We start from the raw sequence: 21,982 nt of genomic DNA, 5'->3' as shown, positions 1-21,982 counted from the left end.
GCGACCGGCGTCGCAGCGCATGCAACTCTCGAGCATCCCGTTCGGCACGACCGACTGGTCGACGGTCGAACCGACCGAGCACCGCGGCGAGACCGGCCGGGCCACCTGGCGCACGCGCCAGTTCGGCGCGGTGCGCGTGCGCATGGTCGAGTACACGCCGGGCTACCGCGCCGATCACTGGTGCAGCAAGGGCCACATCCTGCTGTGCCTCGAGGGCGAGCTGCACACCGAACTCGAAGACGGCCGCGGCTTCACGCTGACGGCCGGGATGAGCTACCAGGTCGCCGACGGCGCCGAGCCGCACCGCTCGTCGACGCAGACCGGCGCGAGGCTGTTCATCGTCGATTGACGTGCGTCGCATCTGCGGCGAGGCGGGCGCCTCGCTCTTTGCCCCCATGTTTCCGCCGGGCTCGCGGCGCTCGGCTTCGTCGCACGCCGTCGCCGCGGCGAAAGTGAAGTCGCGGCGACGCGGGGCGTGTCGCGGCACCGCGAGCACCCGCGTCGATCAGACGATCAACACCGCCCGGAAGTCGTTCACGTTCGTGAACGTCGGCCCGGGCACGATCAGGTCGCCGAGCGGCTTGAAGAAGTTGTAGGCATCGTTGTGATCGAGAAAGTCGCGCGCCTTCAGGCCCGCCGCCTGGGCGCGCGCGAGCGTGCTCGGCGTGACGATCGCGCCGGCGTTGTCTTCGACGCCGTCGATGCCGTCGGTGTCGCCGGCCAGCACGTGCACGCCGGGCTCGCCTTGCAGCGCGATCGCGCAGCCGAGCAGGAACTCGGTCGCGCGGCCACCGCGGCCACCCTTGCTCTTCACCGTCACGGTCGTCTCGCCGCCCGACAGGATCACGCACGGCCGCGCGAACGGCGCGCCGTGCCGGACCACGTGGCGCGCGAGCGCGGCGTGCACCTTGCCGACCTCACGCGATTCGCCTTCCATCTCGTCGCTCAGCACATGCACGCCGATGCCGGCACGGCGCGCGAGCGCGGCGGCGGCGGCGAGCGACTGCTCGGGAGTCGCGATCATGTGGACCTGGTGCCCGTCGAAGCGCGCATCGCCCGGCTTCGGCGTCTCGAACGCGCCGCTCTTCAACCCGGAACGCGCCGCCGCGGGAATCTCGATGCCGTAGCGCGCGAGGATGCGCAGCGCGTCGGCGCAGCTCGTGCTGTCGGGCACGGTCGGGCCGCTGCCGATGACCTCGGGCGCATCGCCGGGCACGTCGCTGATCAGCAGCGTCACGACGCGCGCCGGCGCGCACATCGCGGCGAGTCGTCCCCCCTTGATCGCGGAGAGGTGCTTGCGCACGCAGTTCATCTCGTCGATCGCCGCGCCGGACTGCAGCAGCGCCTTGTTGACCGCCTGCTTCTCTTCGAGCGTGACGCCGTCGGCCGGCATCGCGAGCAGCGACGACGCGCCGCCCGAGATCAGGCACAGCACCAGGTCGTCCTGCGTCAGGCCCTTCGTCAGCTCGGCGATGCGCTTCGCGGCGCGGCGCCCGGCCTCGTCGGGCACCGGGTGCGCGGCCTCGACGACCTCGATCCGGCCGGGATTGGCCCTGTAATCCGGCGGCACGTAGTCGTAGCGCGTGACGACCAATCCGGAGATCGGCGCGTTCCGCGGCCACAGCGCGTCGACCGCCGCCGCCATCGAGCCGCCCGCCTTGCCGGCGCCGAGCACCAGCGTGCGACCCTTTGGCGGCGGCGGCAGGAACGCGGCGGTCTCCGGGCCGGGCACCGCTTGGGCGACCGCGGCGTTGAACAAGGCAAGCAGGAAACCGCGCGGGTCGCTGTGGGGTGAAGGCAGGCTCATGCCGTGATTATCCCGACGCGCCGCCCGCGCGGATCAGGCGGCCGCGTCCGGCATGACCGGGTGTCCGGCCATCAGCTCCAGCGCCTGCACCAGCGCCGAGTGGTCGAGGTCCTGCCCGCCATGGGCGGCGCAGGCCTGCATCAGCTGCGCCGCGCCGGCCGTCTGCGGCAGCGCCACACCCAGCGCGCGCGCGCCGGCCAGCGCCAGGCTCAGGTCCTTCTGGTGCAGCCCGATCCGAAAGCCCGGTGCGAACGTGCGCTTGATCATGCGCTCGCCGTGCACCTCGAGGATGCGCGAGGCCGCGAAGCCGCCCATCAGCGCCTGGCGCACCTTGGCCGGGTCGGCACCGGCCTTCGAGGCGAACACCAGCGCCTCGCCGACCGCGGCGATGTTCAGCGCGACGATGATCTGGTTGGCGACCTTGCAGGTCTGGCCGTCGCCATTGGCGCCGACCAGGGTGATGTTCTTGCCCATCAGCTCGAACAGCGGCTTGACGCGCTCGAACGCGGCCTCGGGCCCGCCGACCATGATCGTCAGCGTGCCGGCCTTGGCGCCGACCTCGCCGCCGGAGACCGGCGCATCGAGGTAGTCGCAGCCCAGCGCGTTGATCCGCTGCGCGAAGGCCTTGGTCTCGATCGGCGAAATCGAGCTCATGTCGACGACGGTCTTGCCCTTCGACAGACCCGACGCGACGCCATCGTCGCCGAACAGCACGGCCGCGACATCGGGCGTGTCGGGCACCATGACGAAGACGATGTCGGCGCGCTGCGCGACGCCTTTCGCGTTCGTGCAGACGGTCGCGCCGCTCTCGGCGATTTCGGGCGCGAGCCGGCCGCGCGTGAACACGAACAGCTGGTGTCCGGCCCTGATCAGGTGGCCCGCCATCGGCGCGCCCATGATGCCCAGGCCGATGAAGCCGATCTTGAGCGGGGTGCTCGTCATGGCGTGTGTCTCCAGGTGATGCGTGGGTTCGGTTCAGGCCTGCGCATGCCGCGCGCGCGCGAGCCAGCCCAGGCCGGCTTCGGTGCTGGTCGCCGGCTTGTACTCGCAGCCGATCCAGCCGGGATAGCCGATCGCGTCGAGCGCGGCGAACACGCGCTCGTAGTTGATCTCGCCGGTGCCGGGCTCGTTGCGTCCCGGGTTGTCGGCGAGCTGGATGTGGGCGATGCGCGCGAGCTGCTTCGTCATCGTCGCGATCAGCTCGCCTTCCATGCGCTGCGCGTGGTAGATGTCGTATTGCAGGAACAGGTTGTCCGAGCCGACCTCGTCGATGAGCGCCAGCGCCTGCGCGCTGCGGTTCAGGTAGAAGCCGGGGATGTCGTAGAAATTGATCGGCTCGATCAGCAGCTTGATGCCGGCCTCCTTCAACGCCGCGGCGGCGAAGCGCAGGTTCTCGACGAAGGTCTTGCGGACCGCCTCGTCGCTCACGCCGGCCGGCGTCTTTCCGGCCAGGCAGTTGATCTGCGGCACGCCGAGCGTGGTGCCGTACGAAATCGCCAGCGCGACGCTCGCGCGGAACTCGTCGATGCGATCCGGCAGGCACGCGATGCCGCGTTCGCCGCCGTCCCAGTCGCCGGCCGGCAGGTTGTGCAGCACCAGCTGCAGCTTGTTCGCGACCAGCCGGCTCTTGATCTCGGCGACCGGGTACGCGTACGGGAACAGGAACTCGACCGCCTCGAAGCCGGCGCGCGCGGCGCGCTCGAAGCGGTCGAGGAACGGCACTTCGTTGAAGAGCATCGTCAGGTTGGCGGCGAAACGGGGCATGGCGCTACGTCCTTCGTGGGGTGAGTGATCCGGGGCGGATCAGTCGAGCATACCGACGGCGGTCGGCGCGTCGGCCAGGCTCGTCGCGAGTTCCTCGAACTCGTTGATCGCGTCGATCTCGGTGCCCATCGAGATGTTCGTGACGCGCTCGAGCATCACCTCGATCACGACCGGCACCTGGTGCTCGACCATCCACGCCTCGGCCTGCCGGATCGCCGGCGCGATCTCTTCCTGCCGGTGCACGCGCACGAACTTGCAGCCGAGGCCCTTGACGACCGCCTCGTGGTCGACGCCGTAGCCCTCGACCTGCGGCGCGTTGATGTTGTCGAAGCCGAGCTGCACGCAGTAGTCCATCTCGAAGCCGCGCTGCGCCTGGCGGATCAGGCCGAGGTAGCTGTTGTTCACGACCATGTGGATGTAGGGCAGCTTGAACTGCGCGCCGACCGCGAGCTCCTCGATCATGAACTGGAAGTCGTAGTCGCCCGAGAGCGCGACGATCTTGCGCGCCGGATCGGCGACCCGAACGCCCAAAGCGGCCGGAATCGTCCAGCCCAGCGGGCCGGCCTGCCCGCAGTTGATCCAGCGCCGCGGCCCGAACACGTGCAGGAACTGCGCGCCGGCGATCTGGCTCAGGCCAATCGTCGAGACGTAGGTCGTGTCGCGGTCGAAGTTGTTGTTCATGCACTGGTAGACGCGCTGCGGCTTCATCGGCACCGTGTCGAGGTTGGTCTTGCGCAGCATCGTGCGCTTGCGCTCGCGGCACTCGGCAACCCATGCGCTGCGGTCCTTCAGCTGACCGGCGGCGCGCATCTCGCGCGCGACTTCGACGAACAGCTTCAGCGCTGCCTTCGCGTCGGAGACGATGCCCAGATCCGGGCTGAACACGCGCCCGATCTGCGTCGGCTCGATGTCGACGTGCACGAAGCTGCGGCCCTTGCAGTAGACCTCCGGCGAGCCGGTGTGGCGGTTCGCCCAGCGGTTGCCGATGCCGAGCACGAAGTCGCTCGCGAGCATCGTCGCGTTGCCGTAGCGGTGGCTGGTCTGCAGCCCGCACATGCCGGCCATCAGCGGGTGGTCGTCGGGGATCGTGCCCCAGCCCATCAAGGTCGGGATCACCGGCGTGTTCGTGATCTCGGCGAACTCCTGCAGCAGGTCCGACGCGTCGGCGTTGATGATGCCGCCGCCGGCGACGATCAGCGGGCGCTGCGCGGCCTGCAGCATCGCAATCGCCTTCTCGATCTGCTTGCGCGTCGCCGCGGGCTTGTAGACCGGCAGCGGCTCGTAGGTCTCGATGTCGAACTCGATCTCGGTCATCTGCACATCGAACGGCAGGTCGATCAGCACCGGGCCCGGGCGGCCCGAGCGCATCAGGTGGAAGGCCTGCTGGAACGCGCGCGGCACCTGCGCCGGCTCGCGCACCGTGACGCTCCACTTCGTCACCGGCTTGCTGATCGACTCGATGTCGACGGCCTGGAAGTCTTCCTTGTAGAGCCGCGCGCGCGGCGCCTGGCCGGTGATGCACAGGATCGGGATGCTGTCGGCGATCGCCGAGTACAGGCCGGTGATCATGTCGGTGCCCGCCGGCCCCGAGGTGCCGATGCACACGCCGATGTTGCCGGCCTTCGCCCGTGTGTAGCCCTCGGCCATGTGCGAGGCGCCCTCGACGTGGCGCGCCAGCACATGCGCGATCGTGCCGCGCTCGCGCAGCGCCGAGTACAACGGGTTGATCGCGGCGCCGGGGATGCCGAAGGCCTGCGAGATGCCTTCCTTCTCCATCACCAGAACGGCGGCCATGACGGCTTTCATGCGTGCCATGCGAGTCTCCTTGCGGTCATTGTCGAAACTGATCTGCATCATCGGGACTCGCCGGCGCACCGGCAACGCCGGCACCCGATAAGTGCTATTCCGCCGCGGAATGGACGACGGCGACCGGGCTGCGCTCGGCGAACTGGCCGTTCCAGTACGGGTAGTACGGATAAGGCGGCGTGACGGCGCTGGCCGCGTCGAGCCGCGCGACCTGGTCCGCGCCGAGCTGCCAGCCGAGCGCGCCGAGGTTCTGCTGCAGCTGCGCTTCGTCGCGCGCGCCGATCAGCACGCTGGCCACCGTCGGTCGTCGCAGCAGCCAGTTCAGCGCGATCTGCGGCACGGCCCTGCCGGTCTCGGCCGCGATCTCGTCCAGCGCATCGACGACGCGGTACAGCCGCTCCTCGTCGACCGGCGGCGCGAAGCCGGCGGTCTCGTGCAGGCGGCTGCCCGGCGGCAGGGGCCGGCCGCGGCGGATCCTGCCGGTCAGGCGCCCCCAGCCCAGCGGGCTCCAGACGATCGCGCCGACGCCCTGGTCCAGGGCCTGTTAGCGCCATGGGAGGGCTCGCGTGACTCAGCAAACAGGCGCCCGCAAGGCGCAAAGCGCAGCCGTAGCAGTGGCTACGGCGAGCATTTGCAACGCGGCGGGCGCCTGTTTGCTGAGATCACCCGAAGGGCCGGGGTGCCGCAGGCCGCAGGGCCGCGTTGTGCGCTCGTTGTGTGCCAGAGGCACACGGCCTCGCGCACGCCTTGCCCTGCGGCCTGCGGCACCCCGGCGCGAGCTCTCCCATAGCGCTAACAGGCCCTCATGAAGCCGATCCTGAAACAGATCGCGCACTTGCTGACCGCGCTGCTCGCGCTCTACGCGCTGGTGCTGGGCTTCAGCCTCTTGCTGGTGCCGCGCGCGTCGGTCGGCGCGCGGCTCGACGCCGGCCGCGCCGGCGCCTCGCTGTACCTGACCGAGCCGAAGTACGTGCTGATGGCGCGCGACCGGCTGAACAGCAGTGCCGACAAGGCGATCCTGCTCGGCGCGTCGAACATGCTCGCCGGCTTCAAGCAGGTGCAGGTGCAGGCGCTGGTGCCCGGCCTCGAGGTGCACAACCTGTCGGTCGGCGGCTCCAACATCTCGCAGCTGAGCCAGATCGTCGATCTGGTGCGCGAGGTGCAGAGCCCCGAGGCACGGCGCCACGACACCTACGTGATCGGCCTCTGGTACGGCATGTTCGCCGCCGACGCGGCGCGCTGGCACACGCCCGATCGCCATGCCGGCGACACCGACATCGACATCGAGCGCTACCGCTACGGCTTCTACCGCCGAACCGACGCCGGCCCGGCCGCCAACTTCGGCCCGCGCGGCATAGAGGTCGCCGCGACGCTGATCCATCCGTCGCTCGTGCTCGACCGCGCCGCGCGCGATGCGACCCGCTCGTTGCGTGCGTTCATCGCCGCCAAGGCGCCCGAGATCACCGATGCGCAGCGCAACGCGGTCGTGCTGAGCGACGCGCAGCGGCGCAAGTACCTCGCGTTCTGGCGCGACTACATGGGCGGCGCGACCGCGCTCGACGCGGCGCAGTTCGAGGTGCTCGAGCGCATGGTCGAGCGCGTCGTTGCCGATGGCGGCCGCGTGGTCCTGGTCGACATGCCGATCCCGCACTGGCACGCCGAAGGCAGCGTGCTCTCGGCCGACTACCGAAGGCAGGCCGATGCGCTGCTGGGCCGGCTGCGCACGCGCGCCGGCGTCGCGGTGCTGGCGATGAGCGACGCCGATGCCGACGCCGATTTCAGCGACGAGGTGCACCCGAAGCCGCGCGTGACACCGCTCTGGGCGCAGCGCCTGGCCGCACTGCTGAACGGGCCGACGTTTTCATCGGCGACGCTGGCCACCGGCGCGCGCTGAATACATCCTGAAACCGCTTTCCACTCCCGCAGGGCCACCATGAGCACCGACCCGATCTACCCGAAGCTGACCGCGATCTTCCACGACGTTTTCGACGACGACGGCATCGTCGTGACGCCGCAGCTGACCGCCGACGATGTCGACGAATGGGACAGCCTCAGCCACATCCGCCTCGTGCTGGCGATCGAGAAGCAGTTCGGCCTCAAGTTCTCGGCCGCCGAGGTCTCGCGCCTGAAGAACGTCGGCGAGTTCGTCGCGCTGATCCAGTCGAAGTCGGCATGAATGCGGAGAGCTTGCCGCGCGCGCTGGGTCTGGCCGATCTGCGCGAGGGGCTGCAAGCCGAGGTCGAGTTCAGCGTCACGCCGCAGCAGATGCAGCAGTTCGCCGAGTTGTCGGGCGACTTCAACCCGCTGCACGCCGACGCCGCGTTCGCGCGCGCGAAGGGCTTCGACGGCGCGGTCGTCTACGGCGCGCTGATCGTTGCGAAGGTCTCGCAGCTGATCGGCATGCGGCTGCCCGGGCGCGACGGCGTCTGGGCGAGTGTCGCGCTCGACTTTCGCGCGCCGCTGTACGTCGGCGAGGTCGCGCGGGTCGAGGGCGTCGTCGCGGAGGTGTCGGAATCGACCGGCCTGGTCGTGCTGAAGCTGACGGTGCGCGCGTCGGGCCGGCCGATTGCCAAGGGTCGTGCGGAGGTCGTCGTTGGACGCTGAGTCATCACCTGTCGCGAAGCCCTGGTTCCTCGTCTCCGGCGGTTCCGGCGGGATCGGCGCGGCCGTCTGCGAGCGGCTCGCGGCGCGCGGCTTCGCGCCGGTGGTGGGCTACCACCGCAACGAGGCCGCGGCGCAGACCGTTGCGGCGCGCAGCGGCGGGCACGCGCTCGCGCTCGACCTGAGCGACGAGGTGTCGATCCTGGCGGCGGCGCAGTCCCTCGAGGTCGCGCCGCAGCTGGCCGGCGTCGTGCTCGCGGGTTCGCCGCCGCTGGCGCTGGTGCCGTTCGGTCAGATCACGGCCGACGAGATGCGGCTGCAGTGGCAGGTCAACGTGCTCGGCCCGCAGCGCCTGCTCGCCGAGCTCGTGCGGCGCTGCTTTCGGCGCCACAAGCAAGGCAGCGTCGTCGGGGTGCTGAGCCGCGCGATGGGCGAGGGCATCCAGGGCGCGGCGTCCGGCCTCGGCGCCTACGTGATCGCGAAGCACGGCATGGCCGGCGTGCTCGCGATCCTCGCGGCCGACTATCCATGGCTGCGCGTGCGCGCCGTCAAACCCGGCTACACCGAGACGCGCATGCTCGACGCGTTCGATGCGCGCTTTCTCGCGCTGCAACGCGAGAAGGCACCGTTCCAGACGCCCGACGAGGTGGCGTCGCTGATCGTTCAGGAGGCCCTCGGTCCATGAGTCCCGCCCGCCCGCCCGAAGGGGCTCACACCGCAGCGCGCAGCGCGGAGGTTTCCCAATGAGCAACGCTCTCTATGCGCAACTCGGCTGGCTGCCCGCGCCGCCCGACGACTTCGCCGCGCAGTGCCGGCGCCTCGCCGACGATGCGGCCGAGTTTGGCCGGCGCGCGCAGCGCCTGGCGAATCACGGGCTCGACGAGAACCAGCTGAACCGGCTCGCGAAGGCGATCGCGAAGGCCCGCGACGGCGGCGCGTCGCTCGCGCCCTTGCTGCCGTTCCGGCTCGGCGTCGTCGGCAACGCGACGACGCACTTCATCGTGCCGGCGCTGATCGCGAGCGCGGCACGCCACGGCATCGCGCTCGAATGCGTCGAGGCCGACTTCGACCAGGCGATGCAGGTCGCGCTCGACCCCGGCTCGGCGGTGAACCAGGCACGCTGCGACGCCGTGCTGCTCGCGATCGATCACCGCGGCCTGCCGCTCGCGGCCGCACCGGGCGACGCACAAGACGCGCAGCGCAGCGTCGATGCCGCGCTCGGTCACCTCGCCGCGGTGCGCAACGGCCTGCGCCAGCACGGCGCGATCTGCATCCTGCAGACCTTGCCGCGGCCGGTCGAGACCTCGTTCGGCAGCTTCGACTTCGTGCTGCCCGGCACGCCGCGCCAGCTCGTCGACGAGCTGAACCGCGGCATCGCGCGCAGCGTCGCCGGCAGCGAAGACCTGCTGTTCGATGTCGCCCAACTGGCCGAGACCGTCGGCCTGGGCGACTGGCACGACCCGACGCTGTGGAACATGGCGAAGCTGCCGTTCGCCAGCACCTTCCTGCCGCTGTACGCCGACCATGTCTGCCGATTGATCGCGGCGCTGCGCGGGCGCAGTCGCAAGTGCCTGATCCTCGACCTCGACAACACCGTCTGGGGCGGCGTGATCGGCGACGACGGGCTCGAGGGCATCGTCATCGGCCCCGGCGATGCCACCGGCGAGGCACACCTGCACGTGCAGCGCACCGCGCTCGGGCTGCGCGAGCGCGGCGTCGTGCTTGCGGTGTCGTCGAAGAACACCGACGCGATCGCGCGCCGGCCGTTTCGCGAGCACCCCGAGATGCTGCTGCGCGAAGACCACATCGCGGTGTTCCAGGCCAACTGGAACGACAAGGCCACGAACATCCAGGCGATCGCCGAAGAGCTGTCGCTCGGTCTGGATGCGATGGTCTTTCTCGACGACAACCCGGTCGAGCGCGGGCTGGTGCGCCAGATGCTGCCGCAGGTCGCGGTGCCCGAGCTGCCGGACGACCCGGCGCTCTACGTGCGCACGTTGCTCGCCGGCGGCTACTTCGAGGCGATCACGTACTCGGCCGAAGACCGGCAGCGCGCCGCGTTCTACCAGGACAACGCGCGCCGCGTCGCGTTGCAGCAGCAGGCCGGCGATGTCGACGCCTACCTGGCCTCGCTCGACATGCGCATGACGCTGCAGCCGTTCGACGACACCGGCCGCGCGCGCATCGCGCAGCTGATCAACAAGTCGAACCAGTTCAACCTGACGACGCGCCGCTACACCGAGGCCGAGGTCGCGGCGGTGCAGCGCGATCCCGACGCGTTCGCCCTGCAGGTGCGACTCGCCGACGCGTTCGGCGACAACGGCATGATCAGCGTGCTGATCTGCCGGCGCGAACAGGCCGACTGGGCGATCGACACCTGGCTGATGAGCTGCCGCGTGCTCGGCCGCAAGGTCGAGGCTGCGCTGCTGCAGGAGCTGGTCGCGCAGGCGCGTGTGGCCGGCGTGCGGCGTTTGCTCGGCCGCTATCTGCCGACCGAGAAGAACAAGCTCGTCGAAGACCACTACGCGAAGCTCGGCTTCACGCTGCTCGAACGCGGCGCCGACGGCGGCTCGGCGTGGGCGCTGCCGGTCGCCGATGCCGCGCTCGTCGCGCTGCCGATCGCGGTTCAGCGCGTCGGGTACGGGTCGGCGGCGGCGGCCGCGGCCTGATCGGGCGCGTGCGCCTGACCGTGCGCGATCGCGTCGGCGACCAGCACGCGCCACTTCTCCTGCAGCAGCGGGCGCGAGAAGCGTGCGCCGACGAAACGCCGCGCCGCCTGGCCGAGGCGCACGCACTCGTCGGCATCGTGGTCGAGCCGGTCGATCGCCGCGGCGAACTGCTCCGGGTCGTCGGCGACGATGCATTCGCGGTTCGGCGTCACATCCAGGCCGGCCACGGCCTGCTCGGTCGCGACGACCGCGAGGCCGTGCGCCATCGCCTCGAGCACCTTCACCTTGACGCCGCCGCCGGTGACGATCGGCGCGACGAAGATGGCGTAGTGGCCGAGCGTTTCCGCGAGGTCGTCGACATAGCCGAGGTAGACCGTGCTGTCGGACGGATCGGCCGGGCGCAGCGCCGGCGGCGCATTGCCGATCACGTGCAGCGCGACATGGCAGCCGCGCTGCGCCAGGCCGGGCGCAATGTGCTCGACGAAGTGCGTCACGGCATCGAGATTCGGCTGATAGTCGAGGCCGCCGAGGAATGCCACCGCGTGGTCGGCGCGCTCAGGGCCGTCGGCACCGGGCTCGGGCGCGGGCGACGGCGGCAGGTCGACGCTCATCGCGGTGTCGTGCACCGGGCGATGCAGCCGGCGCGACAGCTTGCGCGCCTCGATCGGCGAGACCAGCGTGACCGAGTCGGCGCGCTCGGCGAAGTAGGTCTCCTGCGCGGCCATGCGGCGTGCTTCGAGCAGCAGCAGGCGGCGCGTCAGCAGCGCGGCAGTGCGGCGCATCGGCCGCGGCAATCGCTCCGAGAAGTAGCCGAGCAGCGTGCGGCCATCGCGCGTGTCGGCGAAACTCGCGTAGCGGTCGGAGAGCAGGTCGTCGAGGTCGAGCACCCACGGCACGCCCAGCGGCGGGCAGTACTGTGCGGTGCGGACCATGTCGGCGACCACCAGGTCGTGGCCGCCGTCGGCGACGAGCCGGGCGATCTGGCGCTGCGCGCGGCGGCTCCAGTACAGGCACTCGTTCAGCGTCTTGCGCCCGAACACGAAATGGCGCGCGATGTTGGCGGCGACCGCGAGCATCCCCGGCGCGCGCACCGGCGTGACGTGCGGGTTCGCGCCGGCCGGGCCGATCACCGCGATGTCGACCGCGTGCCCGAGCGCCTCGCAGCTGCGCACGATCGTGCGCAGCACGGCCTTGCGACCGGTGAGCGGCGCATCGGTCGGTCGGGTCGCGATCAGCAGGATCTTCATGCGGCGGCCACGCCGCGCAGGCGGGTCTTCGGGTCGGACGATGTCATCTTTCGCCATGGATTCCGGGTTGATCTCGATGGTTCGCAAAACATCGACCTTGCCCCGATTCGCGCGTCGGCGCAACCCGCTGCGGCCGCTCGAAACTTGAAGTTTCATCCAGCCCAAGGCTGGTGCTTCAGCGGACGCGCAACGAGCACAATGTGAAAGCCTCATGGAGACCCGCATGACCGTCACAAGCGTAACGACCCACGCGATCGCAGGCCAGCGCCCCGGCACCTCTGGCCTGCGCAAGAAGGTCGCGGTGTTCCGGCAATCGCCGTACCTGGAGAACTTCGTCCAGTCGATCTTCGATGCGCTCGAGGGCTTTCAGGCGCAGACGCTGGTGCTCGGCGGCGACGGCCGCTTCTTCAACGACCGCGCGATCCAGACCATCGTGCGCATGGCCGCGGCGAACGGCTTCGGTCGCGTGCTGGTCGGCCAGCACGGCATCCTGTCGACGCCGGCGGCGAGCTGCGTGATCCGCAAGTACCAGGCCTTCGGCGGCATCATCCTGTCGGCGAGCCACAACCCGGGCGGCCCCGACGGCGATTTCGGCATCAAGTACAACACCGGCAACGGCGGCCCGGCGCCCGAGAAGATCACCGAGGCGATCTACGCGAACACGCAGGCGATCAAGCGCTACCTGATGCTCGACGCGCCCGATGTCGATCTCGGCACGCTCGGCGCCAGCACGCTCGGCGGCATGCTGGTCGAAGTGATCGACCCGGTCGCCGACCACGCGGACCTGCTCGCGACGCTGTTCAACTTCGAGCGCATCGGCGCGCTGCTGCGCTCGGGCCGGTTCAGCATGTGCTTCGATGCGATGCACGCGGTCACCGGCCCGTATGCGCACGAGATCTTCGTCAGGCGCCTCGGCGCACCGGCCGCGAGCGTGATCAACGGCGTGCCGCTGCCCGACTTCGGCGGCGGCCACCCGGATCCGAACCCGACCTACGCCGACGCGCTGATCGGGCGCATGTTCGCTGCCGACGCCAGCCCAGACTTCGGCGCCGCGAGCGACGGCGACGGCGACCGCAACATGATCGTCGGCCGCCGCTTCGTCGTGACGCCGAGCGACAGCCTCGCGGTGCTCGCCGCGAACGCGACGCTGGTGCCCGGCTACGCGGGCGGGTTGCGCGGTGTCGCGCGTTCGATGCCGACCAGTGCCGCGGTCGATCGCGTCGCCGAGAAGCTGGGCATCGCGTGCCATGAAACGCCGACCGGCTGGAAGTTCTTCGGCAACCTGCTCGATGCCGGCCAGGTCACGCTGTGCGGCGAGGAAAGCGCGGGCACCGGCTCCGATCACGTGCGCGAGAAGGACGGCATCTGGGCCGTGCTGTTCTGGCTCAACATCGTCGCGGCACGCGGTGAATCGGTCGAGCAGATCGTGCGCGAGCATTGGCGCAGCTACGGCCGCAACTATTACTCGCGCCACGACTACGAAGGCGTCGACAGTTCGGCTGCGAACGGCCTGATCGCGCGGTTGCGCGAAGCGCTGCCGACGCTGCCCGGCCAGACGCTGGCCGGCCTGACGATCGCGAGCGCCGACGACTTCGCCTACACCGACCCGGTCGACGGCTCGATCAGCAGTGCGCAGGGCATCCGCATCGGACTCGTCGGCGGCTCGCGCGTCGTGTTCCGCCTGTCGGGCACCGGCACCGAAGGCGCGACCTTGCGTGTCTACCTCGAACGCTTCGAGCCCGATCCGGCGAAGCACGCGGTCGAGACGCAGGCGGCGCTGGCGCCGCTGATCGCGCTGGCCGACCAGCTCGCCGGCATCCGCGAACGCACCGGGCGCGATGCGCCGACCGTGATCACCTGAGATTGCTTCAACCCGGGTGCAGCTCGCCCGAGCGGTGGGCGGGCGGGGCTTCCTCGCGCGGCACCAGCATCCACATCAGCAGGTACAGCAGCACGCCGGTACCGCCGCACAGCGCGAGCAGCACGAACACGAGGCGCCAGATCCACGCGGCGGCGCCGGTGCTGCGCGCGATGCCGCCGCAGACGCCGCCGAGCCAGGCATCGTCGCGGCTGCGGCGCAGCGCGTTGATCGCGGCGATGGCCGGTGCGTCGCCGGGGGCGGCTGCGCTGCCGTTGGCGAGCACGCGTGCCTTGGCGCGCGCGAACTCATCGTCGGTGAGCACGCCGCGCTGATGCAGTTCGCCGAGGCGGCCGAGTTCGTCACTCATCGACATGGTCTTCTCTCCGGTCGGGGGTGATGCGGCAGGGCCTGTTAACGCTATGGGAGGGCTCGCGCCGGGGTGCCGCAGGCCGCAGGGCAAGGCGTGCGCGAGGCCGTGTGCCTCCGGCACACAACGAGCGCACAACGCGGCCCTGCGGCCTGCGGCACCCCGGCCCTTCGGGTGATCTCAGCAAACAGGCGCCCGCCGCGTTGCAAATGCTCGCCGTAGCCGCAGCTACGGCTGCGCTTTGCGCCTTGCGGGCGCCTGTTTGCTGAGTCACGCGAGCCCTCCCATAGCGTTAACAGGCCCTAGATCGTCGCCTGCGGCAGGCGTTTCGCGGTGACGACCACATGCTCGAGCTGCACGACGCGCACCGGCTTCGCGGATGCGGCAGGCACGGTCTGCGGCGCGGCGGAGACATAGGTCAGCGAGGCGGCGGCGAGGATCGAGAAGACGGCGGCGAAAGCGGTGAGGCGGCTGATCATGGTGGGCTCCTGAGGTTCGTGGCGCGGTGTTGCGGGATGCGATGGAGCGAACTCTAGGAGCGGCACCGCCGCGCGCCAACCGGGCTGCGACGAACCGCGCGCCGCTCCGCATGAGCTGCAGGCAGCGCGGACGGGCGGTGCGCCCGTCGCTGCGCGCTACCACGCGGCCGGGTGCACGCCGTACAGCGCCGCGAGCTCGCGGTAGACCGTCGGCGCTTCGGCGGCGAGCTCGTGCGGGCGCTCGAAGAACACCTCGGTCGCGACCGCGAAGAACTCGGCCGGGTCGCTCGCGCCGTAGGCATCGAGCAGCGGCGACGGCGCCGCGCGCAGCTGCGCGAGCGCTGCGCCCATCACCGCGGCCCAGCGCCGGCGCTGCGCGGCGCTCGCGCGCCAGGGCTGGCCGTCGGCGGTGCCACTGTCCTGATCGATCTGGTGCGCGAATTCGTGCAGCACGACGTTGCGGCCATCGGCCGGATCAGCCGCACCGGCCAGCACCTCGGACCACGCCAGCACGATCTGGCCTTGCGACCACGATTCGCCGGACAGGGCGTGGCGCTGTTCCTGAACCACGCCGCCGCCGAGCGCGCGTTCGCGCTGCACGACGAAGGGCTCGGGATAGACGAGGATCTGGCGCAGGCGCGGGTAGCAATCGGGCTGCGCCTCGCCGAGCAGCAGCAGGCAGGCCTGCGCGGCGATCGTCACGCGCACCTCGTCGCTGATGCGCTGGCCCTGGCAACCGATGAAGGGCTTCTCGGCGATGAACACCTGGATGTGGCGCTTCAGGCGGCGTTGCAGGTCGCTCGGCAGCCGAGCGACCGCCGGCACGCGCCGGCGCAGGATCTGCCGCCATGCCGCGGGGAATGGCTCCGCGCGCACCCGCCCGCGCCGCCATGCCTGCCACCGAGGCTGCAGCACGAGGGCGGCACTGCCGAGCAGCACCGCGGCGAGCAGCGCGAGCATCGGCCAGGCGGGAACGGAGGCAGGATTCACGAGTTGCAGGTGGGCCCGCGGCGGGTCAATTCAAGCCAGCCTCATGGGCCCACGGCCTGCGAGGAGGTCGCGATCGCGGCATAGTGCGCGGATGGCAACGCAGCGCGACGAATCCGGCGCGATCGAGAGCTGGCTCGTGCGCGCGCACGGCAGGGTGCAGGGCGTCGGCTACCGCGACGCCTGCGTGCAGCACGCGCGGGTGCTGGGTGTGACAGGCTGGGTCCGGAACCGGCTTGACGATTCCGTCGAGGCGATGCTGCAGGGCGCGGCGCCACAGCTCGAGCAGATGTGCGAGTGGATGCGTGAGGGCATGTCGGCCGCGCTCGTCACCGAGCTCGAGGTCACGCGCATCGCGCCGCCGTTCGCGCGCTTCGACGGGTTCGAGCGCCTGGCGACGCTGTAGCGAACGCCGGCCTGACGCCGGCCCTATCGCGACCCGAACATCATCTGCCGCGCGAGCGCCGACTTCACCGGCCCGAGCCGCTGCAGCGCCGCGAGGCCGAGGCCGCGCGCGGCACCGGCGCCGGGCACCTTCCAGGTGAAGCTGCGCGCGAGGAAATCGGTCGCGGCGATCATCGCCCAGCGATCCGGGCCGCGCTGCCACTCGAGCTTGCGCAGCACCGCGTCGACGTCCGGGTTGCGCGACAGCGAATGGACCAGCTCGAACGCGTCGCGCAGCCCGAGGTTCAGGCCCTGGCCGGCGACCGGGTGCAAGGTCTGCGCGGCATTGCCGATGCGCACGATGCGGCCGTCGGTCAGCGTGCGTTCGGCGTTCAGGCCGAGCGCGAAATCCTTCAGCGGCGAGATCGACGCGATGCGGCCGGTGGCGGCGTGGAAGATGCTGTTCAGCACCGTCACGCGCTGCGCGTCGTCGAGCCCGCGCACCGGGTCGTCGGCACTCGCGACGCACCAGACCAGGCCGGCGCCGCCGCCCTTCAGCGGCAGCAGCGCCGCCGGGCCGTGGCGCGTGAAGCGCTCGAACGCGACGCCGTTCGGCCTGCCGGCCGTGGCCTCGAACGTCACCTGGCCGACCCAGGCGGTCTGCCGGTAGTCGTGGCGGATCGTCGAACGCCGATCCTGCAGCGCCGGCGCGCGCGGCGCCGCATCGGCGAACACGCCACCCTCGGCGACGATCGCGAGATCGAAGCGCTCGGCGATGCCGGCATCGACCTCGACGCCGCGCTCCAGGTTCTTCAGCGCCGCCACGGCCTGCCCGAAGCGGCCGTGCAGGCGCTTCGGCTCGGCCGCCTCGGCCTCGAGCCAGACCTTCTGCAACTTGGCTGTGATGCTGCCGTAGCTCAGCACCGCGCCGAGCAGCGGCACCGCCTCGTCGATCGCGCGGATGCGCAGCTCGGGCTCGCCGAACCAGTCGCCCAGGATCGGCAGCATCGCCGGCGGCTGCTGCGACACATGCACCTCGAGGATCGGCTGCGCGAGCTCGGCGCGCCAGGCGCCCAGGCGCTCGAGCAGCTGCACGCTGCCGAGCGACAGCGCGAGCGTGCGCGGGTCGCCGGAAACATCCTTGTCGGCCGGGCGCGCGTCGAACAGCGTGACCTGCGAATCGGGCAGCGCACGCGCGGCCTGCAGCGCCAGCGCGAGGCCCACCGGGCCGGCACCGATCACCGCGATGTGGAGGGCCGCCGGGACGGGCATGGCATCGTTCGCATCGTTCATGGGGCACACCCTTGCGAGGGGGTCGAATTGGAAAGCTCCGGCGTATTATTCGCCGCACCCGGATGGACCGGTCTTCTTCGCGAGGAGCTTGCAGTCATGGCGCTGATGGATTTCATCAAGAAACAGTTCATCGACATCCTGGAGTGGATGGAGGCCGGCGACGGCACGCTCGCCTGGCGCTATCCGATGGAAGACCGCGAGATCCAGAACGGCGGCTCGCTGACGGTGCGCGAATCGCAGGTCGCGGTGTTCGTCAACGAAGGCAAGATCGCCGATGCGTTCGGGCCCGGCCGCTACACGCTGACGACCGCGACGCTGCCGATCCTGACCTACCTGAAGAACTGGGACAAGCTCTTCAAGAGCCCGTTCAAGAGCGACGTGTATTTCTTCAGCACGCGCCAGCAGGTCGACCAGCGCTGGGGCACGACCCAGCCGGTGACGATCCGCGACAAGGACTTCGGCGCGGTGCGCCTGCGCGCGTTCGGCAACTACAGCTACCGCGTTGCCGATCCGAAGCTGTTCCACACCGAGATCTCGGGAACGCGCGACAGCTACACCGTCGCCGACCTCGACGGCCAGTTGCGCGGGCTGATGCTGCAGCACATCTCGGACGCGGTCGCGTCGAGCGGCGTCGCGTTCCTCGATCTGGCGGCGAACCAGGTCGAGTTCGCGAAGGCGCTGATGGAGGCGACCGCGCCGTCCTTCGCGGCGCTCGGCCTGAAGCTCGAAAGCGTGACGATGCAGAACGTCTCGCTGCCCGAGGAACTGCAGAAGATCCTCGACCAGAAGATCGGCATGGGCATGGTCGGCGGCGACATGGGCAAGTTCATGCAGTACCAGACCGCGCAGGCGATCCCGAAGTTCGCCGAAGGCGCAGGGCAGGGCGGCGGCATCGCCGGCGACGCGATGGGCCTGGGCGCGGGCGTCGCGCTCGGCCAGGTGATGGCGCAGCAGCTCGGCCAGGGGCTGAAGTCGCCTGTGCCGGAGGCGCCGGCCGCTGCGGCCGCCGCGGGCGTCAGGCCCGAAGACGTGATGGCCACGCTCGAGAAGCTCGGTGAACTCAAGACCAAGGGCATCCTGACGCAGGAAGAGTTCGACGCGAAGAAGGCGGAGCTGCTGAAGAAGCTCGTCTGAGCCCGAGCTTCCTTGGCGACCGAACCCCCACCGCAGCGCGCCTACCGCGCGGCGTGCCCGAACTGCGGCGCGCCGGTCGAGTTCCGCTCGGCCGCCTCAAGCTTCGCGGTCTGCAGCTTCTGCAAGAGCACGGTCGTGCGCGAGGGCGACGCGCTGCGCAGGATCGGCGAGAGCGCGGAGCTGTTCGACGACCATTCGCCGCTGCAGCTCGGCGCCGCCGGCACCTACCAGGGCGCCGCGTTCACGCTCGTCGGCCGGCTCCAGTACCGCTACCGCGAAGGCACCTGGAACGAGTGGCACGCGCTGTTCGACAGCGGCAAGTCGGGCTGGCTCAGCGAGGACAACGGCCGCTACGTGATCGCGTTCGACGCACCGCTCGATGGCGGCGCGCCGAGCGCGACGGGCCTGAAGGCCGGCGCATCGGTCGTCGTCGCGGGCCAGGCGTGGTCGGTCGCGTCGGTCTCGGCCGCGAAGCTGATCGCCGCGCAGGGCGAGCTGCCGTATGGGCCGAACCTGGCGCGCGACTTCGTCGTCTCCGACCTGCGCAACACGCGCGGCGAAGTCGGCACGCTGGACTACGCCGACCCGGCCGCGCCGCGCTGGTCCATCGGCTGCTCGGTCGCGATCAGCGAGCTCGCGATGACCGGGCTGGCCGGGGCGGCCGAGAAGACGCTGAAGGCCCGCACGGTCGAGTGCCCGAGCTGCGGCGCGTCGCTCGAAGTCAAGCTCGCGACGACGCAGTCGGTCGTCTGCCACCAATGCCATGCGGTCGTCGATGTCTCGAAGGGCGTTGGCGGCGATCTGCAGCACTACGCACAGGCCAACGGCACGCCGCCGCTGATCCCGCTCGGCAGCGTCGGCACGCTGGCGCTCGGCAGGAAGGAACTGGCGTGGCAGGTGGTCGGCTACGCCGAGCGCTGCGAAGTGCCTGACAACGGCGACGATGACGACCAGACCTTCTGGCGCGAGTACCTGCTCTACCAGCGCAGCGAGGGCTTCGCGTTCATCGTCGACGCGCAGGACGGCTGGAGCTGGACCGCCCCGATCACCGGCGTGCCCGAGCGCGCCGGCGACGGCGTGAAGCACGAGGGTGTGCTCTACCGCAAGCTCTACGACTACACCGGCAGGGTCACCTACGTGCTCGGCGAGTTCTACTGGCAGGTCACGCAGAATCAGCGCACGTTCAACACCGACTACCAGGGCACCGGCGCGGCCGCGGCGAAGCGCCTGAACCGTGAGCAGACGGGCGCCGGGGACACGCAGGAGGTCGTCTGGTCAGGCGGCGAGACGCTGTCGTCCGACACGGTGATGAAGGCATTCAGGCTCGCGCCCGCCGCGAGTGCGGCGCTGCAACGCGATGCGCTGCCGACCGCGTTCAGCGGTGCATCGCTGCTCGCGAAGATCTTCTTCTGGGGCTTCGTCGTCGTCGTGCTGCTGATGCTGTTCCGCTGCGGAAGCGGCGGTGCCGGCTCGGGCAACTGCGACGATACGCGCGCGACCTTCGGCGCGGCGTCGAGCGAGTACCAGAATTGCCTGAACAGCAACCGCAGCGGCGGCGGCTACGGCAGCGCCGGCGGCGCGTTCGGCGGCTTCTCGAGCGGCGGGGGCCACAAGTGAAGCTCTTCGCTCGTCGAGGCGAGGTCGCCGATTCAATGAACTCAACAGCAGGAGGTTTGCGATGATGGGAATCGAGTGGTTGAAGCCCGGCGTCGTCGCCGGTTCGATCTTGTACGCGCTGATCGGCGTGGCGATCTTCTGGATCTGCTTCGTGATCGTCGACAAGCTGACGCCCTACAAGCTGTGGGACGAGATCATCGAGAAGAAGAACGTCGCGCTCGCGATCGTCGTCGGCGCGATGTGCATCGCGATCGGGCTGATCGTCGCGGCCGCGGTGCATGGCTGAATCGCACGCGGGTGGTTGACGCTCTGAACGCACCCACAGAAGCGCGCGCCCCGGTCCGCCCGGCCGAGGTCGCGCTGCTCGCTTCGGTCTTCGTCGTCGCGGCCTGCGGCCTGGTCTACGAGCTCGCGGCCGGCACGCTGGCGAGCTACCTGCTGGGCGACTCGATCCTGCAGTTCTCGACCGTGATCGGCGCCTACCTGTTCGCGATGGGCGTCGGCTCGTACCTGTCGCGCTTCTTCGAGCGCCAGCTGGTCGCGCACTTCCTGCGCATCGAGCTGCTGGTCGGCCTGGCCGGTGGGCTGATGCCGGCGACGCTGTTCGCGCTGCAGTCGCTGAGCAGCCCGGCGTTTCGCTTCGCGCTCTATGCGCTGGTGCTGCTGGTCGGCATCGGGGTCGGGCTGGAGATCCCGCTCGTGATGCGCATCCTGAAGCGTCAGCCGCACGGCGGCTTCAAGAACCTCGTGTCGCAGGTGCTGACCTTCGACTACCTCGGCGCGCTCGCGGTCTCGATCGCGTTCCCGCTGCTGCTGGTGCCGCAGCTCGGGCTGATCCGCACTGGCGCGTTCTTCGGGCTGATGAACGCGGCGGTCGCGGTCTGGGCGCTGTGGTTGTTCCGCGGCGAACTGCGTCGCGTTGGCGCGCATGCGCTCGCCTGCGCGCTGACCGTCGCGGCGCTGGGATGCGCGTTCGCCGGTGCGGACCAGGTCACGAGCTGGGCCGAAGACCGCTTCTACGCGGACCACGTGCTGTTCAGCGAATCGACGAAGTACCAGCGCGTCGTCGTCACCGCGAGCCCGCAGGGCGTGCGGCTGTTCCTGAACGGCAACCTGCAGTTCCATTCGCGCGACGAGTATCGCTATCACGAAGCGCTGGTGCATCCGGCGATGGCCGCGCACGGCGCCGCCAGGCGCGTGCTGGTGCTCGGCGGCGGCGACGGCATGGCGGCGCGCGAGATCCTGAAGTACGCGTCGGTCGAGCAGGTCACGCTGGTCGAGCTCGATCCGCGCATGACGCAGCTGTTCTCGACCCAGCCGTTGTTGCGTCAGCTGAACCACGAAGCACTGCGATCGCCGAAGCTGAAGATCGTCAACGCCGATGCGTTCGCGTGGCTCGAGCAAGACGACGGCCACTACGACGTGGTCGTGATCGACTTCCCCGACCCGACCAACTTCTCGATCGGCAAGCTCTACACGACGAGCTTCTACCGGCTGATCGATCAGCACCTCGCGGCGTCCGGTTACGCGGTCGTGCAGACCACCTCGCCGCTGATCGCGCGCAAGAGCTTCTGGACCGTCGCGACGACGATCGAGGCCGCCGGCCTCGCGACGACGCCGTACCACGCGCACGTGCCGAGCTTCGGCGAATGGGGCTTCATTCTCGCGAGCCGGCGGCCGTATCGCCTGCCGACCACGTTGCCCGACGGCCTGCGCTTTCTGAGCCCGGCCGATCTGCCGACCTTGTTCAACTTTCCGCTCGACATGGCGCGCGTGCCGACCGAGGTCAACCGGCTGTCGAACCAGGTGCTGGTGCAGACCTTCGAAGAGGAATGGGGCAAGGTACACCAGTGACCCTGGATCGCCGCACCTTGCTCGCCGGCGCCGCGCTCGCGCCGCTCGCGGCGTGCAGCCGCGACGCCGCGCCGGCCTACGCCGGCGGCTGGCTCGGCGCGAACGCCGAACG

The 21,982-nt window shown here is 70.3% G+C and carries 21 protein-coding genes and 1 pseudogene; 12 read left to right on the top strand and 10 right to left on the bottom strand.

All coding sequences use genetic code 11. From position 1 onward, the window contains the following. Nucleotides 1-19: 19 nt before the first annotated feature. Nucleotides 20-349 (top strand): DHCW motif cupin fold protein, encoded by a 330-nt coding sequence (locus AC1DTW_RS23475; protein ID WP_477983815.1) that lies wholly within the window; start codon nt 20-22, stop codon nt 347-349. A 156-nt stretch (nt 350-505) separates the two neighbouring features. On the opposite strand, the gene AC1DTW_RS23470 is transcribed toward AC1DTW_RS23475, so the two are convergent. The 5 genes and pseudogenes from AC1DTW_RS23470 to AC1DTW_RS23450 all read right to left on the bottom strand — a co-directional run. Then, a complete protein-coding gene (locus AC1DTW_RS23470) occupies nt 506-1,807 on the bottom strand; it encodes a glycerate kinase type-2 family protein (RefSeq protein WP_477983814.1) in 1,302 nt (433 codons plus the stop codon). Between the two features lie 33 nt (nt 1,808-1,840). Continuing rightward, on the bottom strand, nt 1,841-2,749 hold the full coding sequence (glxR, locus tag AC1DTW_RS23465) for a 2-hydroxy-3-oxopropionate reductase (RefSeq protein WP_477983813.1): 909 nt from the start codon (nt 2,747-2,749) through the stop codon (nt 1,841-1,843). 33 nt (nt 2,750-2,782) lie between these two features. Next, nucleotides 2,783-3,571, bottom strand: a complete 789-nt coding sequence (gene hyi / locus AC1DTW_RS23460) for a hydroxypyruvate isomerase (protein WP_477983812.1) — start codon at nt 3,569-3,571, stop codon at nt 2,783-2,785. Between the two features lie 39 nt (nt 3,572-3,610). Next, complete coding sequence (gene gcl, locus AC1DTW_RS23455; protein WP_477983811.1) at nt 3,611-5,386, bottom strand: glyoxylate carboligase; 1,776 nt, start codon at nt 5,384-5,386, stop codon at nt 3,611-3,613. Nucleotides 5,387-5,471: 85 nt separating this feature from the next. Continuing rightward, a pseudogene (locus AC1DTW_RS23450) lies at nt 5,472-5,915 on the bottom strand (aldo/keto reductase); the annotation flags it as partial. Between the two features lie 267 nt (nt 5,916-6,182). Between AC1DTW_RS23450 and AC1DTW_RS23445 the strand changes: the two are divergent. Genes AC1DTW_RS23445 through AC1DTW_RS23425 form a run of 5 tightly spaced genes read left to right on the top strand, consistent with a single transcriptional unit; the run spans nt 6,183 to nt 10,647 of the window. Beyond that, a complete protein-coding gene (locus AC1DTW_RS23445; protein ID WP_477983810.1) occupies nt 6,183-7,271 on the top strand; it encodes a hypothetical protein in 1,089 nt (362 codons plus the stop codon). Nucleotides 7,272-7,310: 39 nt separating this feature from the next. Then, complete coding sequence (locus tag AC1DTW_RS23440) at nt 7,311-7,553, top strand: acyl carrier protein (RefSeq protein WP_477983809.1); 243 nt, start codon at nt 7,311-7,313, stop codon at nt 7,551-7,553. Beyond that, a complete protein-coding gene (locus tag AC1DTW_RS23435; protein ID WP_477983808.1) occupies nt 7,550-7,981 on the top strand; it encodes a MaoC/PaaZ C-terminal domain-containing protein in 432 nt (143 codons plus the stop codon). Before AC1DTW_RS23440 ends, AC1DTW_RS23435 begins: the two co-directional genes overlap by 4 nt. Beyond that, nucleotides 7,971-8,663 carry an SDR family NAD(P)-dependent oxidoreductase gene (locus AC1DTW_RS23430; protein ID WP_477983807.1) on the top strand — a complete coding sequence of 231 codons (693 nt, stop codon included), beginning with the start codon at nt 7,971-7,973 and terminating at the stop codon, nt 8,661-8,663. Before AC1DTW_RS23435 ends, AC1DTW_RS23430 begins: the two co-directional genes overlap by 11 nt. 58 nt (nt 8,664-8,721) lie before the next feature. Next, on the top strand, nt 8,722-10,647 hold the full coding sequence (locus tag AC1DTW_RS23425) for an HAD-IIIC family phosphatase (protein WP_477983806.1): 1,926 nt from the start codon (nt 8,722-8,724) through the stop codon (nt 10,645-10,647). Here AC1DTW_RS23425 and AC1DTW_RS23420 read toward each other — a convergent pair. Beyond that, on the bottom strand, nt 10,605-11,894 hold the full coding sequence (locus AC1DTW_RS23420; protein WP_477983805.1) for a glycosyltransferase: 1,290 nt from the start codon (nt 11,892-11,894) through the stop codon (nt 10,605-10,607). The genes AC1DTW_RS23425 and AC1DTW_RS23420 overlap by 43 nt on opposite strands. A gap of 223 nt (nt 11,895-12,117) precedes the next feature. On the opposite strand from AC1DTW_RS23420, the gene AC1DTW_RS23415 reads away from it, so the two are divergent. Beyond that, nucleotides 12,118-13,755 (top strand): alpha-D-glucose phosphate-specific phosphoglucomutase, encoded by a 1,638-nt coding sequence (locus AC1DTW_RS23415; protein WP_477983804.1) that lies wholly within the window; start codon nt 12,118-12,120, stop codon nt 13,753-13,755. A gap of 7 nt (nt 13,756-13,762) precedes the next feature. Here the strand turns inward: AC1DTW_RS23415 and AC1DTW_RS23410 are convergent, their stop codons facing one another. The 3 genes from AC1DTW_RS23410 to AC1DTW_RS23400 form a co-directional block, all read right to left on the bottom strand. Next, a complete protein-coding gene (locus tag AC1DTW_RS23410; RefSeq protein ID WP_477983803.1) occupies nt 13,763-14,128 on the bottom strand; it encodes a PspC domain-containing protein in 366 nt (121 codons plus the stop codon). A gap of 296 nt (nt 14,129-14,424) precedes the next feature. After that, nucleotides 14,425-14,601 carry a hypothetical protein gene (locus AC1DTW_RS23405; protein ID WP_477983802.1) on the bottom strand — a complete coding sequence of 59 codons (177 nt, stop codon included), beginning with the start codon at nt 14,599-14,601 and terminating at the stop codon, nt 14,425-14,427. A gap of 156 nt (nt 14,602-14,757) precedes the next feature. After that, nucleotides 14,758-15,591 (bottom strand): M90 family metallopeptidase, encoded by an 834-nt coding sequence (locus AC1DTW_RS23400; RefSeq protein ID WP_477983801.1) that lies wholly within the window; start codon nt 15,589-15,591, stop codon nt 14,758-14,760. Nucleotides 15,592-15,682: 91 nt separating this feature from the next. Between AC1DTW_RS23400 and AC1DTW_RS23395 the strand changes: the two genes are divergently transcribed. After that, on the top strand, nt 15,683-15,994 hold the full coding sequence (locus AC1DTW_RS23395; protein ID WP_477983800.1) for an acylphosphatase: 312 nt from the start codon (nt 15,683-15,685) through the stop codon (nt 15,992-15,994). Between the two features lie 23 nt (nt 15,995-16,017). Here the strand turns inward: AC1DTW_RS23395 and AC1DTW_RS23390 are convergent, their stop codons facing one another. Next, nucleotides 16,018-17,265, bottom strand: a complete 1,248-nt coding sequence (locus AC1DTW_RS23390; RefSeq protein ID WP_477983799.1) for an FAD-dependent monooxygenase — start codon at nt 17,263-17,265, stop codon at nt 16,018-16,020. 96 nt (nt 17,266-17,361) lie between these two features. On the opposite strand from AC1DTW_RS23390, the gene AC1DTW_RS23385 reads away from it, so the two are divergent. The 4 genes from AC1DTW_RS23385 (at nt 17,362) to AC1DTW_RS23370 (ending at nt 21,870) form a co-directional block, all read left to right on the top strand. Further along, nucleotides 17,362-18,399: an SPFH domain-containing protein gene (locus AC1DTW_RS23385; protein ID WP_477983798.1), complete on the top strand. Its 1,038-nt coding sequence runs from the start codon at nt 17,362-17,364 to the stop codon at nt 18,397-18,399. 12 nt (nt 18,400-18,411) lie between these two features. After that, entirely contained in the window at nt 18,412-20,016 is a 1,605-nt protein-coding gene (locus AC1DTW_RS23380) for a DUF4178 domain-containing protein (protein WP_477983797.1), read from the top strand. A 61-nt stretch (nt 20,017-20,077) separates the two neighbouring features. Continuing rightward, nucleotides 20,078-20,302: a DUF350 domain-containing protein gene (locus AC1DTW_RS23375; protein ID WP_477983796.1), complete on the top strand. Its 225-nt coding sequence runs from the start codon at nt 20,078-20,080 to the stop codon at nt 20,300-20,302. A gap of 11 nt (nt 20,303-20,313) precedes the next feature. After that, entirely contained in the window at nt 20,314-21,870 is a 1,557-nt protein-coding gene (locus tag AC1DTW_RS23370; protein WP_477983795.1) for a polyamine aminopropyltransferase, read from the top strand. The last annotated feature ends 112 nt before the right edge of the window (nt 21,871-21,982 follow it).

This window comes from Rhizobacter sp. P5_A1 (genome assembly GCF_056400745.1).
Note: the sequence above shows the minus strand (reverse complement) of the source record. Positions and strands in the feature narration are given on the sequence as shown.